This is a genomic window from Streptomyces sp. NBC_00178, assembly GCF_036206005.1.
GTDB lineage: Bacteria > Actinomycetota > Actinomycetes > Streptomycetales > Streptomycetaceae > Streptomyces.
In genome coordinates this window covers 6,379,004-6,395,815 of the sequence record NZ_CP108143.1, presented here as the reverse complement: position 1 = coordinate 6,395,815, position 16,812 = coordinate 6,379,004, and the positions used below count along the sequence as shown (strand labels likewise).

The window sequence follows — 16,812 nt, the reverse complement described above, 5'->3', positions numbered from 1 at the left end:
AACTCACTCCTTGGCACTGGGGACGGCGCGCGACAGTGCGGCCCCGAGGTGGGCCGGCGGCACGTCGGCTGAGGCTATCGGATGAACGGAAGGCCGAGTTCACCGGCCGTTTGTGGTCCGTTCGGGCGATCCGGCCATCATGCGGAGCCGTTTCCGATCATCATCGTCGATCAACACCTCGCCCCACAAACCGCGTCCGGACAGCGCCTAAGCTGACGCGTATGACGTGGTTGATCACAGGCGGAGCCGGATACATCGGGGCACATGTGGCGAAAGCCATGAAGGAGGCCGGGGAGCGGGTCGTCGTCCTCGACGACATCTCGACCGGGATCGACGTCCGGCTGCCCGCGGACATCACCCTGGTGCGCGGTTCGGCGTCCGACCGCGCCGTGGTCGACCGGGTGCTGGCCGAGCACGCGGTGACCGGTGTGGTGCACCTCGCGGCGAAGAAGCAGGTCGGCGAATCCGTCGAGAAGCCGCTGATGTACTACCGGGAGAACGTCACGGGGCTGTCGGTGCTCCTGGAGGCCGTGGTCGCCGCGGGTGTGGGGCGGTTCCTCTTCTCGTCGTCGGCAGCGGTGTACGGCGTCCCGGACACCGACCTCATCACCGAGGAGACCCCCTGCGCGCCGATCAACCCGTACGGCGAGACCAAACTCGCCGGGGAGTGGCTCGTCCGGGCCACGGGCCGGGCCCACGGCATCTCGACGGCCTGCCTGCGGTACTTCAACGTGGCCGGCGCGGGCGAGCCGGAGCTGGCGGACACCGGCGTCTTCAACGTCGTCCCCATGTTCTTCGACCGGCTGACGAGGGGCGAGGCGCCCCGCATCTTCGGTGACGACTACCCGACGCCGGACGGCACCTGCGTCCGCGACTACATCCACGTCGCCGACCTGGCGGACGCGCATCTCGCCGTCGCCGGACGGCTCGACCGGGACGCGGCGGCCGGGACCGGCGGGGACCTCACCGTGAACATCGGGCGGGGCGAGGGCGTCTCGGTGCGCCGGCTGGCCGAGCTGGTGCTGGAGGTCACCGGTCTGCCCGCGACGCCCGTGATCGAGGCACGCCGGCCGGGGGACGCCGCCATGGCCGTCGCGTCGGCCGCCCGGATGACGGAGGAACTGGGCTGGACGGCCCGGCGCGGGATGCGCGAGATGGTGGAGTCGGCCTGGGAGGGCTGGTGCCTCCTGCACCCCGGGGCACGCGCCGCGACGTAGCACCCCGCACCACGTCGGCGCCCTGACCTGCGGACGTTTCCGCAGGTCAGGGCACATGACAACGGTGTTCAGTGCCGTGTTGCCCCGTACCCGCCCCCCGTAGTTCACTGGCGGCATCGGGCGAGAGGCGTTCGACTGTCCGAAGGACACGACGGGTCTACGGAGGCGGTCTCATGGGGGCAGGCCACGATCACGGGCACGCGCACGGCGGACCGCCCCCCACGGGGACGGCCGCCGCCGCGTACCGGGGCCGGCTCCGGGTGGCCCTGGGCATCACGCTCGGCGTCATGGTCATGGAGATCGTCGGCGGGCTGCTCGCGGACTCGCTGGCGCTGATCGCGGACGCGGCCCACATGGCGACCGACGCCCTGGGCCTCGGCATGGCCCTCCTGGCCATCCACTTCGCCAACAAGCCCGCGAGCCCCAACCGCACCTTCGGCTACGCACGCGCCGAGATCCTCGCCGCCCTCGCGAACTGTCTGCTCCTGCTGGGTGTCGGCGGCTACCTGGTCTTCGAAGCCGTCCAACGCTTCATGACGCCGGCGGACACGAGGGGCGGTCTGGCCATCGCGTTCGCCGCCGTTGGTCTGCTCGCGAACGTGGTCTCGCTGTCCCTGCTGATGCGCGGGCAGCGGGACAGCCTCAACGTGCGCGGCGCCTATCTGGAAGTCGTCGCCGACACCCTCGGCTCCGTCACGGTGCTCGTGGCGGCGGGCATCATCGTCGCCACCGGCTGGCAGGCCGCCGACCCCATCGCCTCGCTCCTGATCGGGCTGATGATCGTCCCCCGTACGGTCAGACTCCTCCGGGAGACTCTCGACGTGCTGCTGGAGTCGGCTCCCAAGGGGGTCGACATGGAGAAGGTGCGGGCCCACATCACGGCGCTGCCCGGCGTCCTGGACGTCCACGACCTGCACGCCTGGACGATCACCTCGGGGATGCCCGTCCTCTCCGCCCACGTCGTGGTGCACCAGGAGATGCTCGACTCGATAGGGCACGAGAAGGTGCTGCACGACCTTCAGGGATGCCTCGGACATCACTTCGACGTCGAGCACTGCACCTTCCAGCTGGAGCCCAGCGGGCACGCGGAGCACGAGTCGCGGCTCTGCCACTGACCACCGGCCGGTCCCGGTGCTAGGGTCTGCGCGTGTCTCCGGGTCCGGAGCCCGTGAAGAGTGAAGGAGCTGAGGTCGATGACCGTCGCGACGACGGCTGCCCCGCGCAGCGACCGGTCCTTCCTCATCTTCCGGGTGACCGGCCGACCGCTCGGCTGACGCCGGGCCGTCCGGCCGGAGCCCTCTCACACAAGGGTTCCGACGTTGACCGACCCCATGCACGACGCCTTCTTCGCCCTTCACGACCGGCTGCCCCGGCAGAGCCCGGGATCGGATGCCACCACCCGGCGTCTCCTCGCGCTCGCGGGCCCGCTGCCGCCACACCCGCGCGTCCTGGACCTGGGCTGCGGCCCGGGCAGGGCCGCTCTGCTGCTCGCCGCCGAGGCGGGTGCGCGGGTGACGGCGGTCGATCTGCACCAGCCGTTCCTCGACGAGCTCGCCGAGGCCGCACGGGCCCGGGGGCTCGATGACCGCATCCGCACCGTACGGGCCGACATGGCCGGCCTCGGCGGGCCCGATGCCGCCGACGGCTCCTTCGACCTCGTCTGGGCGGAGGGTTCCGCCTACATCGTCGGCTTCGACACCGCGGTGAGGGACTGGCAGCGGTTCCTCGCACCCGGCGGCTGCCTGGTGATCACCGAGTGCGCCTGGACCACGGACTCCCCGTCGGCGGGGGCCCGCGCCTTCTGGGACCGGCAGGCCTCGCTCCGCCCCGTCGCGGGGAACACGGCGGCGGCCGTGGCGGCGGGCTGCCACGTGCTCGGGGTGCTGGTGCAGCCCGACGACGACTGGGACGAGTACTACGTCCCGCTCGCCGAGCGGGTCGCCGGTGCCGATGCCTCGGCCCCGGGGATGGCCGGAGCGCTGGAGGCCACCCGCGAGGAACTCGCGGTGCGTGCCCGGCACGGCACGGAGTACGGGTACGCGGGCTATGTGCTGCGGCCTCATGATCCCCGCTGGCGGACCCGCCCGGAGGCGCCGGGGGACCGTGACGCGGTGCGCGCCGTCGTCGCCGCCGCGTTCCCGACGCCCGCCGAGGCCGGTCTGGTCGACGCGCTGCGCGACGATCCCGGCGCCTGGCTGCCCGGTCTTTCCTACGTGGCCGAGGCGGAGGACGGTTCCGTCGCGGCCCACGCCCTGCTGACCCGGTGCACGGTCGGGGACGCGCCCGCACTCGCCCTGGCTCCGGTCTCGACGGCACCGGACCACCAACGCCGGGGCGCGGGCCGCGCGGTGGTGCGGGCGGTGCTGGACGCGGCGAGGCTGCGGGGCGAGTCACTCGTTCTGGTGCTCGGTCATCCCGAGTACTACCCGGCCTTCGGCTTCCTGCCGGCCTCGCGGTTCGGGATCGTCCCGGGTTTCGACGTGCCCGACGAGGCGTTCATGGCGTTGGTGCTCGACGATTCCGCGCAGGTCCCGGTGGGCACGATCCACTATCCGGAAGCCTTCGGCGTCTGAGGCGATGTCCGTTCCACCGCCCTCCGGGGGCGGGCGGCGGAACGGACATGCCAGCCCCCGAAGCGCGGACAAGCGGCTTTTGTACGGCAGACTTGACCGCACTCGAGGGGTCCGGCGCACAAGGCCGGGAACCAAAGCGAAGGATGGGTATGCCGACCACACCAGCCACCGCGGCGCACAGCGCGTCGAACGGCACAGCAGACACGATCATGCTCGAACTGGTCGACGAGAGCGGCACCACCATCGGCACCGCGGAGAAGCTCGCGGCCCATCAGGCCCCCGGTCAGCTGCACCGGGCGTTCTCCGTCTTCCTCTTCGACGAGCAGGGGCGGCTGCTGCTGCAGCGCCGGGCCCTCGGCAAGTACCACTCCCCCGGCGTCTGGTCGAACACCTGCTGCGGCCATCCGTACCCCGGGGAGGCGCCGTTCGCGGCCGCCGCCAGGCGTACGTACGAGGAGCTGGGCATCTCGCCCTCGCTGCTCGCGACCGCGGGCACGGTCCGCTACAACCATCCCGATCCCGTGTCGGGCCTGGTCGAGCAGGAGTTCAACCACCTGTTCGTCGGGCTGGCGCAGGAGGAGCTGCGGCCGGACGCGGAGGAGGTCGGGGAGACGGCCTTCGTGAGCGCCGCCGAGCTGGCGGAGCGGCACGCGGCGGCGCCGTTCTCGGCGTGGTTCATGACGGTGCTGGACGCCGCGCGGCCCGCGATCCGGGAGCTGACGGGTACGTCCGCGGGCTGGTGACGCGGCTACGGGGGCGCCGGGGCGGTCAGAGCTGTGCCGTGAGGGGCAGCGCCGCCCAGATGATCTTGCCGCCGCCCGCGGTGTGCTCCACGTCGCAGGTGCCTCCCGCCTCCGCGGTGATCTCGCGCACCAGCAACAGCCCCCGGCCGCCCGTCTGCCCGTAGTCGGTGACGAGGGCCGTGGGGCGGTAGGGGTGGTTGTCCTCGACGGACACCCGGATCCACTCCGCGCCGATGGCCACCTCGACGGCGAGCTCGGGCGAGAGCAGGGCCGCGTGCCGGACCGCGTTCGTGACGAGCTCCGAGACGATGAGCAGCAGACCCTGGAGGATCTCGTCCTCGACCGGCACCCCCTGTCTGTTCAGCAGATCACGCACGGCGTGCCGGGCCTGGGGCACCGAGGCGTCCACGGCCGGGGCGGTGAAGCGCCACACCCCCTCGTACGACACCGGATGGGCCGGAACACTCCCGCGGCTCTCCATGGACCGGCACCCGCTCTCGAATCGACCTCGCTGACCATCGGGTAACGAGTGTCGGGAACAGGATGGTCCGGACCGCAGCACTGACCGTAAGTGGTCAATTAAGGAGTCAATTTGATCGTTTGGGTATGACAGCGTCAGGTGAATGGACTACTTCTCGTCCCCTTCGGGCGCCATCTGCTCCGTCACCATGCTGACGACGCGTCGCCCGCCCACCCCGATCGCGACCAGTCCCAGCCCGTCGAACAGCAGGGCCAGCGAGAAGAAGCAGCCGAGCACGTACAGGCTGTTGTGGGGCCAGTCCACGAGCACCAGCACCCCGAGCAGCAGTCCGAAGGCACCCTGGAGCAGGGTCCAGCCGAACTGCGGGCCCCGGACGACGACGCTGCCGACCAGCCGGAACACTCCCCCGGTGAGGAACAGCAGCGCGGCGAACATCGTGAGCGCCTCGGCGGTCCCCACCGGATTCCGGATGACCACGACACCGGCCGCGATGTTCAGCGCGGCGACCACCACACCGAGCCAGAAGTACGGGGTGCCGCGCGCCTGCACGGCGTGCAGCAGGCCGACGAGGCCGCCGACGAGCAGCAGCCAGCCGAAGAGGATCATCGAGGTGAGCGTGGCGACGGCCGTGTAGACGAGGCCGACGAGCCCCGCGACGACCAGCAGGGCGCCCAGGAGCGCCAGTGCGCCGAAGCTGCGGTTCAGCTTCCTGCCCTCGGCCGTGGGTCCGGACATCAGCGGCTCCTGACGGTGCGTGATCGCTTCGGGACCCCTTCTTGATCATAGGTTCGAGCCCTGCGGATAGCATCCGGCGCATGGACCTCACGGAGCGGCCGGCGCACACGGAGCCGCGGCTGGAGCACACCGTCGTGGACGGCGTGGCCACCGTCGTCATCAGCAACCCCGCGAAACGCAACGCGATGACCTCCGGCATGTGGCAGGCGCTGCCGGTGCTCCTGCGGGAGCTGGCCGCCGACTCCGCTGTGCGTGTCCTCGTGCTCACCGGAGCGGGCGACACGTTCTGCGCGGGAGCGGACATCGCGTCCCTCCGCGCTCCCGGCGGGCGGCCGCAGGCCCTCGCCGTCCTGGCCGAGGAGGCCCTCGCGGCCTTCCCCCGGCCCACGCTGGCCGCCGTGCGCGGCTACTGCGTGGGCGGCGGCAGCCAGCTCGCGGCCGCCTGCGACCTGCGGTTCGCCGAGGAGGGCGCGTCCTTCGGCGTCACCCCGGCCAAGCTGGGGATCGTCTACCCGTCGTCCTCCACGCGGCGGCTGGTGTCGCTGGTGGGCCCCGCCGCCGCCAAGTACCTGCTGTTCTCGGGCGAGCTCGTCGGCACGGAGCGGGCTCTGCGGACCGGCCTGGTCGACGAGGTCCTGCCCGCGGGCGGACTGGACGGCCGGGTGCGGGCGTTCGCCCGGATCCTGGCCTCGCGCTCGCAGCTGACGCAGGCGGCGGCGAAGGAGTTCGCCGACGGCCGCGAGGACCGGGACGCGTACTGGTCCCGGCAGGCGCAGGACAGCGGCGACACCGCCGAGGGGGTCGCCGCCTTCCTGGAGCGCCGCGCTCCCCGCTTCACCTGGACGACGGGGCGGACGGAGACCGGGACTACGCCGTGAACCGGCTCTTCGCACGCCACTCCTCGACCAGGGACGCAGGCGCCTTGTGCGGGGACCCCGCGTCGTAGGGCGGCTGCGGGTCGTACTCGGTCAGCAGCTGGACGGACCGGGCGTGGTCGTCGCCGGCGATGGTGCCGAGCAGGGTGAGACCCATGTCGATGCCGGCGGAGACACCGGCGGCGGTGACGTACTTGCCGTCGAGGACGACGCGTTCGCCCGTGGGCTCGGCCCCGTAGGTGCTCAGCGCGTCGAGGGCGAGCCAGTGGGAGGCCGCCCTGCGGCCCCGCAGCAGCCCCGCCGCGGCGAGGAGCAGCGATCCCGTGCACACCGAGGTGGTCCAGGTGCTGGTGGCGTCCGCCGTGCGCAGCCATCCGAGCAGGGTCTCGTTGTCCATCTGGTCGCTCTGCCCCGGGCCGCCCGGCACGATCACCAGGTCCGGGTCGGGTACGTCGGCGAGCGTGCGGCCGGCGACGAGCGAGAGGCTTCCGCTGTCGTTGCGCACGGCACCCGCGCGCTCGGCGACGAAGACGGTCTCGGCACCGGGAGCCCGGCTGAGCATCTCGTACGGACCGACGGCGTCGAGTGCCGTGAAGCGGTCGAAGAGCACGATGGCGATCTGCATGGTGGGTCCTCTCGTCGGTGCGGGCGTGCCGGGCCCGCCCGGTCGTGGGTCGCGCGGGTGGTCGGGCGGAGGGTCAGACGGGCTGGGAGCGGAAGCGGCGCCGGTATTCGGCGGGCGCGGTGCCGAGGGCCCTGAGGAAGGCGCGGCGCAACGCCTCGGGGGTGCCGTAACCGCTGGCCCGGGAGATCCCGGCGACCGAGTCGGTGGTGTCCTCCAGCAGCCTGCGCGCCTGTTCGATGCGTACGCGCTCGACGTACCGGCCGGGTGTCAGGCCCGTCTCGGCCTGGAAGGCGCGGGCGAAGTGGCGGGGCGAGAGCCTGGCCCGCGCCGCGAGCGCCTCCACCGAGAGGTCGGCCTCCGGATGCCCGGTGATCCAGTGCTGGACCTCGCGCAGGGGTTCGCGGGCGGCGGTCTGGGCGGTGAGCTGGGCACTGAACTGGGCCTGGTTCCCCGGGCGCCGCAGGAACACGACGAGGTGGCGGGCGATGCTCAGCGCCACCTGCCTGCCGTGCTCCTCCTCCACCAGCGCCAGCGCGAGATCGATCCCCGCGGTCACGCCGGCCGAGGTGGCCAGCCTTCCGTCACGCACGAAGATCGGGTCCGGGTCGACCCGGACCGCCGGATGAGTCCGCGCGAGCATCTCGCAGACCGACCAGTGCGTCGTCACCCGGTGGCCGTCGAGCTGGCCCGCCTCGGCCAGGAGCAGGGCGCCGGTGCAGACCGAGACCAGCTGGCCGGCCGACGGCGCGTGGGCGCGCAGCCAGTCGACCAGGGCCGGGTCCGGCGTCCTGGTCCCGGCGCCGCCGGGCACGAGGAGCAGGTCCGGCACCGGGGCGTCGGCGAGCGTGCCGTCGGGCACGAGGGTGAGCCCGCTGGAGCAGCGCACGGGAGCGCCGTCCAGCGAGGCGGTCCGCAGGTCGTAGGAGATCCCGGGGAACCGGGAGGCCCCGGCGAAGACCTCCGCCGGGCCGCTCACGTCGAGACTCTGGACGCCGTCGAAGAGGACGACGAGCACGGATCGCTGCTTCATGTCCCTCAGTCTCCGAGGCTCCGGGCGGTGGCCGCAATGACGAGCTTCCCACCTTTCCTGCCATGCGGCGGCCGGGCGGCCGGTGCCGTACGGTCCTCGCGACCCCTGGGGTACCGGACGTACCAACCAGTCGGTAACGTGCGGGCATGAGCACTCTCCCCCCGCGCGCCGGACGCCGCTGCCACAACGCCCTCAACCCGATGCACTCCTGCGTCTACTTCTCCCCCGACCTCGGCAGGGAGTTCGGAGAGCTCGGCATCGAGGACCCGAGCGCCGTCTACTTCGCCTCGCGCGGCGCGGCCCTGGGCGCCGTCGGCGCGGGCACCGTCACCTCGACCTTCTACAACTTCAACCACGTGCTGGTGGCCCGCCATCTGCCCTCCGTCTGGTCGCGGATCACCCCTGAGGCCGCGCTCGACGCACGGCTGAGGGCCGCCGACTCGACGCTGCGCCGGGTACTGGGCGAGGAGGCCGTCACCTCCCCGGAGATGGCGGAGGCCGCCCGGCTGGCGCTGCGGGCGGCCGAGGCCTGCACCCGCCAGGCCCGTCCGCTCTACGCGGCCCACGCCGACCTGGCGGTGCCGGACGAGCCGCACCTGGCGTACTGGCACGCGGCGACGCTGCTGCGGGAGCACCGCGGCGACGGCCACCTGGCCGCCCTGCTCTCGGCGGGTCTCGACCCGATGGAGGCCCTGGTCAGTCACACCGCGACCGGTAAGGGCACGTCACCCCGCTGGGTCCTCGCCACGCGCGGCTGGCGGCGCACGGACTGGGACGCGGCGGTCGAGCGGCTGCGGAGCCGCGGCGTCCTGGACGCCGAAGGCGACCTGACCGACGCGGGCACCGCGCTCAGGGAGGAGTTGGAGGAGGCCACGGACCGGATGGACGCGGCGCCGTACGAGCACCTGGGCGCCGACGGCGTGGCCCGGCTCACCGAACTGGCGCGCGGGTTCCTGTTCACCGCGGCCTCCGCCGGCGCGTTCCCGGACGACCTCGTCGGCCGGGGCTGACCTCACGGGCGTACGGCACGGCCCCCCGCCGCGGCACCTCGCGCCGCGGCGAGGGCCGCAGCGCCCGGCCGGCCCTGTCCACCGTGACGGGCGGGCCGCCATCGACGAGGTCACGCGACACGGCACCCGGCGACCCGGCACAATGCAGGCGAAGGTGCCCACGGGAGTGTGGAGCACCCCCGTGGCACAGCCAGCACAGCCAGTACGAGAAGGCGAGTCGGTAGAACCGTGACGACGTCCATCGAAGGCAGGATCGCCGAGGAACTCGGCGTACGCGAGCGTCAGGTGAAGGCGGCCGTCGACTTGCTCGACAGCGGGTCGACCGTGCCGTTCATCGCGCGCTACCGCAAGGAAGCGACCGAGATGCTCGACGACGCGCAACTGCGCACGCTCGAGGAGCGGCTGCGGTACCTGCGGGAACTCGAGGACCGCCGTGCGGCGGTCCTGGACTCCGTACGCGAGCAGGGCAGGCTCGACGAGGCGCTCGAAGCTCGGATCCGTGCGGCCGACACGAAGGCGCGGCTCGAGGACATCTACCTGCCGTTCAAGCCGAAGCGCAGGACGAAGGCCCAGATCGCACGCGAGGCCGGTCTGGAGCCCCTGGCGACCGGCCTGCTGGCCGACCCGTCCGTGGACCCGCTCGTCGCGGCGGCGGCGTACGTCGACGCGGACAAGGGCGTGGCCGACGCCGCAGCGGCCCTGGAGGGCGCCCGTTCGATCCTGGCCGAGCACTTCTCGGAGGACGCCGACCTCACCGGCGAGCTGCGCGAACGCATGTGGTCGCGGGGCAGGGTGGTCGCGAAGGTGCGGGACGGCAAGGAGGAGGCGGGTGCGAAGTTCGCGGACTACTTCGACTTCAGCGAACCGTTCACCGCGCTGCCCTCGCACCGGGTCCTCGCCATGCTGCGGGGGGAGAAGGAGGACGTGCTCGACCTGGTCCTCGAACCGGAGGAGCCGTCGGACACGCCCGGGCCTTCGTCGTACGAGAACATGATCGCCCGGCGTTTCGGTGTCGCCGACCGCGGGCGCCCGGGCGACAAGTGGCTCGGCGACGCCGTGCGCTGGGCCTGGCGCACCCGGATCCTCGTGCACCTCGGGATCGACATGCGGCTGCGGCTGCGCACGGAGGCGGAGGACGAGGCCGTACGGGTCTTCGCGTCCAACCTGCGTGACCTGCTGCTCGCCGCGCCGGCCGGTACCCGGGCGACGCTGGGGCTCGACCCCGGCTTCCGGACGGGTGTGAAGGTGGCCGTCGTGGACGCGACCGGCAAGGTCGTCGCCACGGACGTCATCCATCCGCACGTGCCGGCGAACAAGTGGGATCAGTCACTCGCCACCTTGGAGCGCCTCGCGAGGGAGCACCAGGTCGACCTGATCGCGATCGGGAACGGCACGGCGTCCCGCGAGACGGACAAGCTCGCGGGCGAACTGTGCGACAAGCACCCCGAGTTGAAGCTCACCAAGGTGATGGTGTCGGAGGCCGGCGCCTCGGTCTACTCGGCGTCGGCGTTCGCCTCGCAGGAACTCCCCGACATGGACGTGTCGTTGCGCGGTGCGGTGTCGATCGCCCGCCGGCTGCAGGACCCGCTGGCCGAGCTGGTCAAGATCGACCCGAAGTCGATCGGCGTCGGGCAGTACCAGCACGACCTGTCCGAGGTGAAGCTGTCGCGTTCCCTGGACGCCGTGGTCGAGGACTGCGTGAACGGTGTGGGCGTCGACGTCAACACCGCTTCGGCACCGCTGCTTTCGCGGGTGTCCGGCATCGGTTCCGGTCTCGCCGAGAACATCGTGGCGCACCGCGACACGAACGGCCCGTTCCGCTCCCGCCGGGCGCTCAAGGACGTGGCGCGGCTGGGACCGAAGGCCTACGAACAGTGCGCCGGCTTCCTCCGGATCCGGGGCGGCGACGACCCGCTGGACGGGTCGAGCGTGCACCCCGAGGCGTACCCCGTGGTGCGGACGATGGTGAAGCGGACGGGCGGGGACGTCGCCTCGCTGATCGGCAACACGGACACGCTGCGCTCGCTGCGGCCGGACGACTTCGTCGACGAGAAGTTCGGTCTCCCCACGGTCACGGACATCCTGAAGGAGCTGGAGAAGCCCGGGCGCGACCCGCGGCCCGCGTTCAGGACGGCCACGTTCAAGGAGGGCGTCGAGAAGCTCGCCGACCTGGCCCCGGGAATGGTGCTGGAGGGGGTCGTCACGAACGTCGCCGCCTTCGGCGCGTTCGTCGACATCGGCGTGCACCAGGACGGTCTCGTGCACGTGTCCGCGATGTCGCGCACGTTCGTCAAGGAGCCCAGGGACGTCGTGAAGCCGGGCGACATCGTGCGGGTGAAGGTCATGGACGTCGACATCCCGCGCAAGCGGGTCTCCCTGTCGCTGAGGCTCGACGACGAGGCGTCGGCCGGACAGGGCGGCGGGCAGAGCGGTGGAAAGGGCCCGAAGCGCGAGCGCGGCGAGCGGACCGGTCAGGGCGGCGGCGAGCGTCCGCCACGGCAGCGACAGGGGCAGGGCCAGGAGAACCGCCAGGGTGGCGGCGCTCAGCGCCGTGACCGGCGGGGCGGCGGTGGCGGAGGCGCGGCACGTCCCGCCGCGGCGCCGGCCAACAGCGCGATGGCCGACGCCCTGCGGCGCGCCGGGCTGACCGGCGGGTCAGACAAGGGCGGTTCCGGGCGCTGAGGCGTACGGAGGGGTGCCGGGAGTCCCGCAACGGTACGGGCGCCGAGGCGCCCGGACGGCGTGACGGGAGTCCCGCACCGCTTCGGACGTCGTGCCCGAGCGGACCGACCGGCTGCCGGACCGGTGCGGGAACGGCGGACCGACCGCGTCCGCTCCCCGTCCGGGCTTCTCCCCAGCCGGTTGGACCCGCCCCTCCCTGCGAAAGGTCCGCCCGCCCCGGAGCCGGGGCGGGCGGACCCGCGTCCGTCAGGCGGCCTCGGTGACCTTGCCGTCGGCCACCTCGACACGGCGGGTCGTGCGGACGGCCTCCAGCATCCGCCGGTCGTGCGTGACCAGCAGCAGAGTGCCCGTGTACGACTCCAGCGCCGACTCCAGCTGCTCGATCGCCGGCAGGTCCAGGTGGTTCGTGGGCTCGTCCAGGACCAGCAGGTTGACCCCCCTGCCCTGCAGCAGGGCCAGGCCGGCGCGGGTGCGTTCGCCGGGCGAGAGCGTGGTGGCGGGGCGCAGCACGTGGGCGGCGCGCAGGCCGAACTTCGCCAGCAGGGTGCGCACCTCGGCCGGCTCGGTGTCGGGGACCGCCGCGCAGAAGGCGTCCAGCAGGCTCTCCGTGCCGTGGAACAGCTTGCGCGCCTGGTCGACCTCGCCCACCACGACTCCCGAGCCGAGCGTGGCGTGGCCCGAGTCCAGCGGGAGGCGCCCCAGGAGGGCCGCCAGCAGCGTGGACTTCCCGGCACCGTTGGCACCGGTGATGGCGACCCGGTCCGCCCAGTCGATCTGCAGGGTGGCCGGGCCGAAGGAGAAGCCGCCGCGGGCCACCTCGGCGTCGCGGAGGGTGGCGACCACGGAGCCCGAGCGCGGAGCCGAGGCGATCTCCATCCGCAGCTCCCACTCCTTGCGCGGCTCCTCGACGACGTCGAGTCGCTCGATCATGCGCTGGGTCTGCTTGGCCTTCGCGGCCTGCTTCTCGCTGGCCTCGCTGCGGAACTTGCGGCCGATCTTGTCGTTGTCGGTCGCCTTGCGGCGGGCGTTCTTGACGCCCTTGTCCATCCAGCCCCGCTGCATCTGTGCACGGCCTTCGAGCGCGGAGCGCTTGTCTGCGTACTCCTCGAACTCCTCGCGGGCATGGGTGCGGGCGCGTTCGCGCTCCTCCAGGTAGGACGCGTAACCACCGCCGTAGAGATTGATCTGCTGCTGGGCGAGGTCGAGTTCCAGGACCTTGGTGACGGTGCGCATGAGGAACTCGCGGTCGTGGCTGACGACGACCGTGCCGGCCCGGAGCCCGGAGACGAAGCGCTCCAGGCGTTCCAGACCGTCGAGGTCCAGATCGTTGGTGGGTTCGTCGAGCAGGAAGACGTCGTAGCGCGAGAGGAGCAGGGAGGCGAGGCCCGCGCGGGCCGCCTGTCCGCCCGAGAGCGCCGTCATGGGGAGGTCGAGACCGACGGTCAGCCCGAGTTCGGCGGCCACCTCCTCGGCGCGTTCGTCCAGGTCCGCGCCACCCAGTGCGAGCCAGCGCTCCAGCGTCTCGGAGTACGCGTCGTCGGCGCCGGGTGTTCCGTCGACCAGGGCCTGTGTCGCGGCGTCCATGGCGGTCTGTGCGTCGGCGACCCCGGTCCGGCGGGCCAGGAACTCCCGCACGGACTCGCCCGCACGGCGTTCGGGCTCCTGCGGGAGGTGGCCGACGGTGGCGGAGGGCGGCGAGAGCCGCAGCTCCCCCTCCTCCGGCCGGTCGAGGCCGGCGAGCAGACGGAGCAGCGAGGATTTGCCCGCGCCGTTGGCTCCGACGAGACCGATCACGTCGCCGGGCGCGACCACGAGGTCGAGTCCGGCGAAGAGTGTGCGGTCGCCGTGCCCGGCGGCGAGTTCCTTGGCGACGAGAGTGGCAGTCATCAGGCTGACGATCCTAACGAACCCGGGCGGCCCTTCTCCCGGCTGGACCGCGGTGCGACCATGGCCTGCCCGGGTCCCGGCGGGCGCGGGCGGAGCGAGGACGGGGTGGCGCGGTGGCGGACGTGATCGTGGTGGGCGGCGGGGTCAGCGGACTGACCACGGCGCTGCTGCTGGCGGAGCGGGGACTGCGGGTCCGGGTCTGGTCGCGGGAGGCGTCCTCGGATACCACTTCGGCGGTGGCGGGTGCCTTGTGGTGGCCGTACCGGATCGAACCCGAGGAATCGATCGGCAGGTGGTCGCTCGACACTCTGCGGGTGTACGAGGAGTTGTCGTCGTCCCCCGGGGAGACCGGCGTGCGGATGGTCGCCGGAGTGCACGGGGGCGAGCGGCTGTCGGCCCTGGGGGCGTGGGCCCGCGGGCTGACCGGGGTCGCCGAGGTGCCCCAGGGACTGCGGGTGACCCTCCCGCTGATCGACATGCCCGTCCATCTGCGCTGGCTGGAGGAGCGGCTGGCCTCGGCCGGGGGTGTGGTCGAACGGCGTACCGTGGGCGGCTTCGCCGAAGCCGCGGCGGAGGCACCCGTGGTGGTCAACTGCGCCGGGCTGGGCGCCCGGGAACTCGTCCCGGACCCCGGGGTGCACCCGGTGCGGGGCCAGCTGGTGGTGGTGGAGAACCCTGGCATCGACGAGTGGTTCACCCGGGCGGATCCGGTGTCGAGCGCGACGACCTACTTCTTCCCCCAGCCGGGCGGCCTGGTGCTGGGCGGGACCGCGGAGACCGGCGACGAACGCGCGGAACCCGACCCGGTCACGGCCGGGGAGATCGTGGCGCGCTGCGCGCGGGTGCGGCCGGAGATTGCCGGGGCACGTGTGATCGGCCACCGCGTGGGGTTGCGGCCGGCCCGGGACGCCGGGGTGCGGATCGAGGCGGAGGAACTGCCTGGCGGCGGGCTGCTGGTGCACAACTACGGTCACGGTGGTGCGGGCGTGACCGTCGCCCGGGGGTGCGCCCACGCCGCGGCCCGGCTGGTGCCCTGAGCCTCGGCCCGTCCGCACCGGGGCGGCGATGTCGCGGGAGCCGGCGCCGCCGCCACCGGCTCAGGCGGGCGGCTCGGGCCTGTGGCGTTCGTCGCTGGTGACCTCGGACCCGGGGCCGATGCGGATCTCGAAGTCGCCGTCGTACTTGGCGTGGCCCTCGATGACCGCCGATTCGACCGCCTCCACACCGAACTCCCTGCGGACGATCATCGGGTCCTGGCGCAGATCCCTCATGAGCGCGACGCACATCCCGATCATCACGATGGTGAAGGGCGCGGCCACCAGGATGGTCAAGTTCTGCAGCCCCGCCAGGGCGTCCCCCTGCCCGTCGCCGATGAGCAGCATGACCGCCGCGACGGCTCCGGTCACGACGCCCCAGAAGATGACGACCCACTTGGCGGGTTCGAGGACACCCTTCTGGGAGAGCGTGCCCATCACGATCGACGCCGCGTCGGCGCCGGAGACGAAGAAGATGCCGACCAGGACCATCACCAGGATGCTCATGACGGTGGCGATCGGGTATTCGTGCAGAACGCCGAAGAGCTGGGCCTCCGGGGTGTCACCGACGCCCTTGAGCTGCCCGTTGCGCTGCAGTTCGATCGCGGAGCCGCCGAACACCGCGAACCAGATCAGGCTGACCGTGCTGGGCACGAGGATCACGCCGCCGACGAACTGCCGGATCGTGCGGCCGCGGCTGATCCGGGCGATGAACATCCCGACGAAGGGCGTCCAGGAGATCCACCAGGCCCAGTAGAAGACCGTCCAGCTGGCGAGCCAGTCGGCGACGTCCCCCTCCCCGGTCGCCTCGGTCCGGCCGACGAGCTGGGCGAGGTCACCGAAGTACGCCGCGATCGAGGTGGGCAGCAGATCCAGGATGATGATGGTGGGGCCGACGACGAACACGAAGACCACCAGGATCAGCGCGAGCACCATGTTGATGTTGGAGAGCCACTGGATGCCCTTCTCCACACCGGAGACGGCCGATGCGACGAAGGCCGCCGTGAGGACCCCGATGATCGCGACGAGCATGCCCGTCCCGGTCTTCTCCATCCAGTCGAGTTCCTCGAAGCCGCTGCCGATCTGCAGTGCCCCGAGCCCCAGCGAGGCGGCGGAGCCGAAGAGGGTCGCGAAGATCGCGAGGATGTCGATGATCCGGCCGACGGCCCCGTGGGAGTGCCGCTCGCCGATGAGCGGGATGAAGACCGCGCTGATGGTCTGGCGCCGGTGCCGGCGGTAGGCGCTGTACGCGATGGCCAGGCCGACGACCGCGTAGATCGCCCAGGGGTGGAGCGTCCAGTGGAAGAGAGTGGTCGCCATCGCCGTCTGCTCCGCCTCGGCGGCGTCTGCGGGGTGCGTGCCGGGGGGTGGGTTGACGAAGTGGGCCAGCGGCTCGCTCACCCCGTAGAACATCAGGCCGATACCCATGCCGGCGCTGAACATCATCGCCACCCAGGAGACCGTGCGGAACTCGGGCTTCTCCCCGTCCTGACCGAGCGAGATCCGCCCGTAGCGACTGATCGCGAGCCAGAGGGCGAAGATCACGAATCCGGAGGCCGCCAGGATGAAGGCCCAGCCGCCGTTGTGGATCAGCCCGGTGAGCAGACTGTCCGACACGTCCGTCAGCGAGTCGGTGGCCGTGGAGCCCCAGATCACGAAGGCGACGGTGAGGACCGCGGAGACGCCGAACACCACTCGGTCGGTCGAGGCACGGCGTCCGTGGTGCGGATCGGTGGGCAGTTCGGCCGTGACCGGCAGATACTCCCCTCGCCCACCCCTTCTCTGCTCGTCGTGTGACACAAATGGCACCTTTCAGGCAATGCGAATATTTCGCTCTCCGTAGGCAGTACCACACTCGGCGCGCATCCACGGGGACCGCCGAGCGGTACACGCGCGGCCGTTCCCGCGTGACCGCCTCGA

14 protein-coding genes are annotated in these 16,812 nt (G+C 72.2%); 8 read left to right on the top strand and 6 right to left on the bottom strand.

All coding sequences use genetic code 11. The features are described 5' to 3' along the window. Nucleotides 1-221: 221 nt before the first annotated feature. The 4 genes from galE to idi all read left to right on the top strand — a co-directional run bounded on the left by galE (nucleotide 222) and on the right by idi (nucleotide 4,533). Nucleotides 222-1,217: a UDP-glucose 4-epimerase GalE gene (gene galE / locus OHT61_RS27945; RefSeq protein WP_329042017.1), complete on the top strand. Its 996-nt coding sequence runs from the start codon at nucleotides 222-224 to the stop codon at nucleotides 1,215-1,217. A gap of 173 nt (nucleotides 1,218-1,390) precedes the next feature. Further along, nucleotides 1,391-2,332 (top strand): cation diffusion facilitator family transporter, encoded by a 942-nt coding sequence (locus tag OHT61_RS27940; protein ID WP_329042015.1) that lies wholly within the window; start codon nucleotides 1,391-1,393, stop codon nucleotides 2,330-2,332. Between the two features lie 216 nt (nucleotides 2,333-2,548). Beyond that, nucleotides 2,549-3,790, top strand: a complete 1,242-nt coding sequence (locus OHT61_RS27935) for a bifunctional class I SAM-dependent methyltransferase/N-acetyltransferase (protein ID WP_329043406.1) — start codon at nucleotides 2,549-2,551, stop codon at nucleotides 3,788-3,790. A gap of 149 nt (nucleotides 3,791-3,939) precedes the next feature. After that, on the top strand, nucleotides 3,940-4,533 hold the full coding sequence (idi, locus tag OHT61_RS27930) for an isopentenyl-diphosphate Delta-isomerase (RefSeq protein ID WP_329042013.1): 594 nt from the start codon (nucleotides 3,940-3,942) through the stop codon (nucleotides 4,531-4,533). A gap of 25 nt (nucleotides 4,534-4,558) precedes the next feature. Here the strand turns inward: idi and OHT61_RS27925 are convergent, their stop codons facing one another. Both OHT61_RS27925 and OHT61_RS27920 read right to left on the bottom strand, forming a co-directional pair. Beyond that, entirely contained in the window at nucleotides 4,559-5,014 is a 456-nt protein-coding gene (locus OHT61_RS27925) for an ATP-binding protein (RefSeq protein WP_329042012.1), read from the bottom strand. A 147-nt stretch (nucleotides 5,015-5,161) separates the two neighbouring features. After that, nucleotides 5,162-5,749, bottom strand: coding sequence for an HdeD family acid-resistance protein (locus OHT61_RS27920; RefSeq protein ID WP_329042011.1), 588 nt, complete (start codon nucleotides 5,747-5,749; stop codon nucleotides 5,162-5,164). A gap of 80 nt (nucleotides 5,750-5,829) precedes the next feature. Here OHT61_RS27920 and OHT61_RS27915 point away from each other — a divergent pair, with 80 nt between their 5' ends. Beyond that, on the top strand, nucleotides 5,830-6,627 hold the full coding sequence (locus tag OHT61_RS27915; protein ID WP_329042010.1) for an enoyl-CoA hydratase/isomerase family protein: 798 nt from the start codon (nucleotides 5,830-5,832) through the stop codon (nucleotides 6,625-6,627). Here the strand turns inward: OHT61_RS27915 and OHT61_RS27910 are convergent. Together OHT61_RS27910 and OHT61_RS27905 are read right to left on the bottom strand one after the other, a co-directional pair. Beyond that, nucleotides 6,617-7,249, bottom strand: coding sequence for a DJ-1/PfpI family protein (locus tag OHT61_RS27910; protein WP_329042009.1), 633 nt, complete (start codon nucleotides 7,247-7,249; stop codon nucleotides 6,617-6,619). The two genes, OHT61_RS27915 and OHT61_RS27910, sit on opposite strands and share 11 nt — an antisense overlap. Nucleotides 7,250-7,322: 73 nt before the next feature. Beyond that, nucleotides 7,323-8,279: a GlxA family transcriptional regulator gene (locus OHT61_RS27905; RefSeq protein WP_329042008.1), complete on the bottom strand. Its 957-nt coding sequence runs from the start codon at nucleotides 8,277-8,279 to the stop codon at nucleotides 7,323-7,325. Nucleotides 8,280-8,425: 146 nt separating this feature from the next. Between OHT61_RS27905 and OHT61_RS27900 the strand changes: the two genes are divergently transcribed. Together OHT61_RS27900 and OHT61_RS27895 are read left to right on the top strand one after the other, a co-directional pair. Then, nucleotides 8,426-9,289, top strand: coding sequence for an SCO6745 family protein (locus tag OHT61_RS27900; RefSeq protein WP_329042007.1), 864 nt, complete (start codon nucleotides 8,426-8,428; stop codon nucleotides 9,287-9,289). A gap of 228 nt (nucleotides 9,290-9,517) precedes the next feature. Beyond that, the gene (locus OHT61_RS27895; protein WP_329042006.1) at nucleotides 9,518-11,971 is read left to right on the top strand and encodes a Tex family protein; all 2,454 of its coding nucleotides are present in this window, start codon (nucleotides 9,518-9,520) and stop codon (nucleotides 11,969-11,971) included. A 246-nt stretch (nucleotides 11,972-12,217) separates the two neighbouring features. Here the strand turns inward: OHT61_RS27895 and OHT61_RS27890 are convergent, their stop codons facing one another. After that, the gene (locus OHT61_RS27890; protein WP_329042004.1) at nucleotides 12,218-13,858 is read right to left on the bottom strand and encodes an ABC-F family ATP-binding cassette domain-containing protein; all 1,641 of its coding nucleotides are present in this window, start codon (nucleotides 13,856-13,858) and stop codon (nucleotides 12,218-12,220) included. A gap of 113 nt (nucleotides 13,859-13,971) precedes the next feature. On the opposite strand from OHT61_RS27890, the gene OHT61_RS27885 reads away from it, so the two are divergent. Next, complete coding sequence (locus tag OHT61_RS27885) at nucleotides 13,972-14,895, top strand: FAD-dependent oxidoreductase (protein WP_329042002.1); 924 nt, start codon at nucleotides 13,972-13,974, stop codon at nucleotides 14,893-14,895. 60 nt (nucleotides 14,896-14,955) lie between these two features. On the opposite strand, the gene OHT61_RS27880 is transcribed toward OHT61_RS27885, so the two are convergent. Next, entirely contained in the window at nucleotides 14,956-16,692 is a 1,737-nt protein-coding gene (locus OHT61_RS27880) for a BCCT family transporter (protein WP_329042001.1), read from the bottom strand. Between the last annotated feature and the right edge of the window lie 120 nt (nucleotides 16,693-16,812).

Coding starts and splice junctions, on each gene's coding strand:
- galE (WP_329042017.1), top strand. CDS start 222: ATGACGTGGTTGATCACAGGCGGAGCCGGATACATCGGGGCACATGTG.
- OHT61_RS27940 (WP_329042015.1), top strand. CDS start 1,391: ATGGGGGCAGGCCACGATCACGGGCACGCGCACGGCGGACCGCCCCCC.
- OHT61_RS27935 (WP_329043406.1), top strand. CDS start 2,549: ATGCACGACGCCTTCTTCGCCCTTCACGACCGGCTGCCCCGGCAGAGC.
- idi (WP_329042013.1), top strand. CDS start 3,940: ATGCCGACCACACCAGCCACCGCGGCGCACAGCGCGTCGAACGGCACA.
- OHT61_RS27925 (WP_329042012.1), bottom strand. CDS start 5,014: ATGGAGAGCCGCGGGAGTGTTCCGGCCCATCCGGTGTCGTACGAGGGG.
- OHT61_RS27920 (WP_329042011.1), bottom strand. CDS start 5,749: ATGTCCGGACCCACGGCCGAGGGCAGGAAGCTGAACCGCAGCTTCGGC.
- OHT61_RS27915 (WP_329042010.1), top strand. CDS start 5,830: ATGGACCTCACGGAGCGGCCGGCGCACACGGAGCCGCGGCTGGAGCAC.
- OHT61_RS27910 (WP_329042009.1), bottom strand. CDS start 7,249: ATGCAGATCGCCATCGTGCTCTTCGACCGCTTCACGGCACTCGACGCC.
- OHT61_RS27905 (WP_329042008.1), bottom strand. CDS start 8,279: ATGAAGCAGCGATCCGTGCTCGTCGTCCTCTTCGACGGCGTCCAGAGT.
- OHT61_RS27900 (WP_329042007.1), top strand. CDS start 8,426: ATGAGCACTCTCCCCCCGCGCGCCGGACGCCGCTGCCACAACGCCCTC.
- OHT61_RS27890 (WP_329042004.1), bottom strand. CDS start 13,858: ATGACTGCCACTCTCGTCGCCAAGGAACTCGCCGCCGGGCACGGCGAC.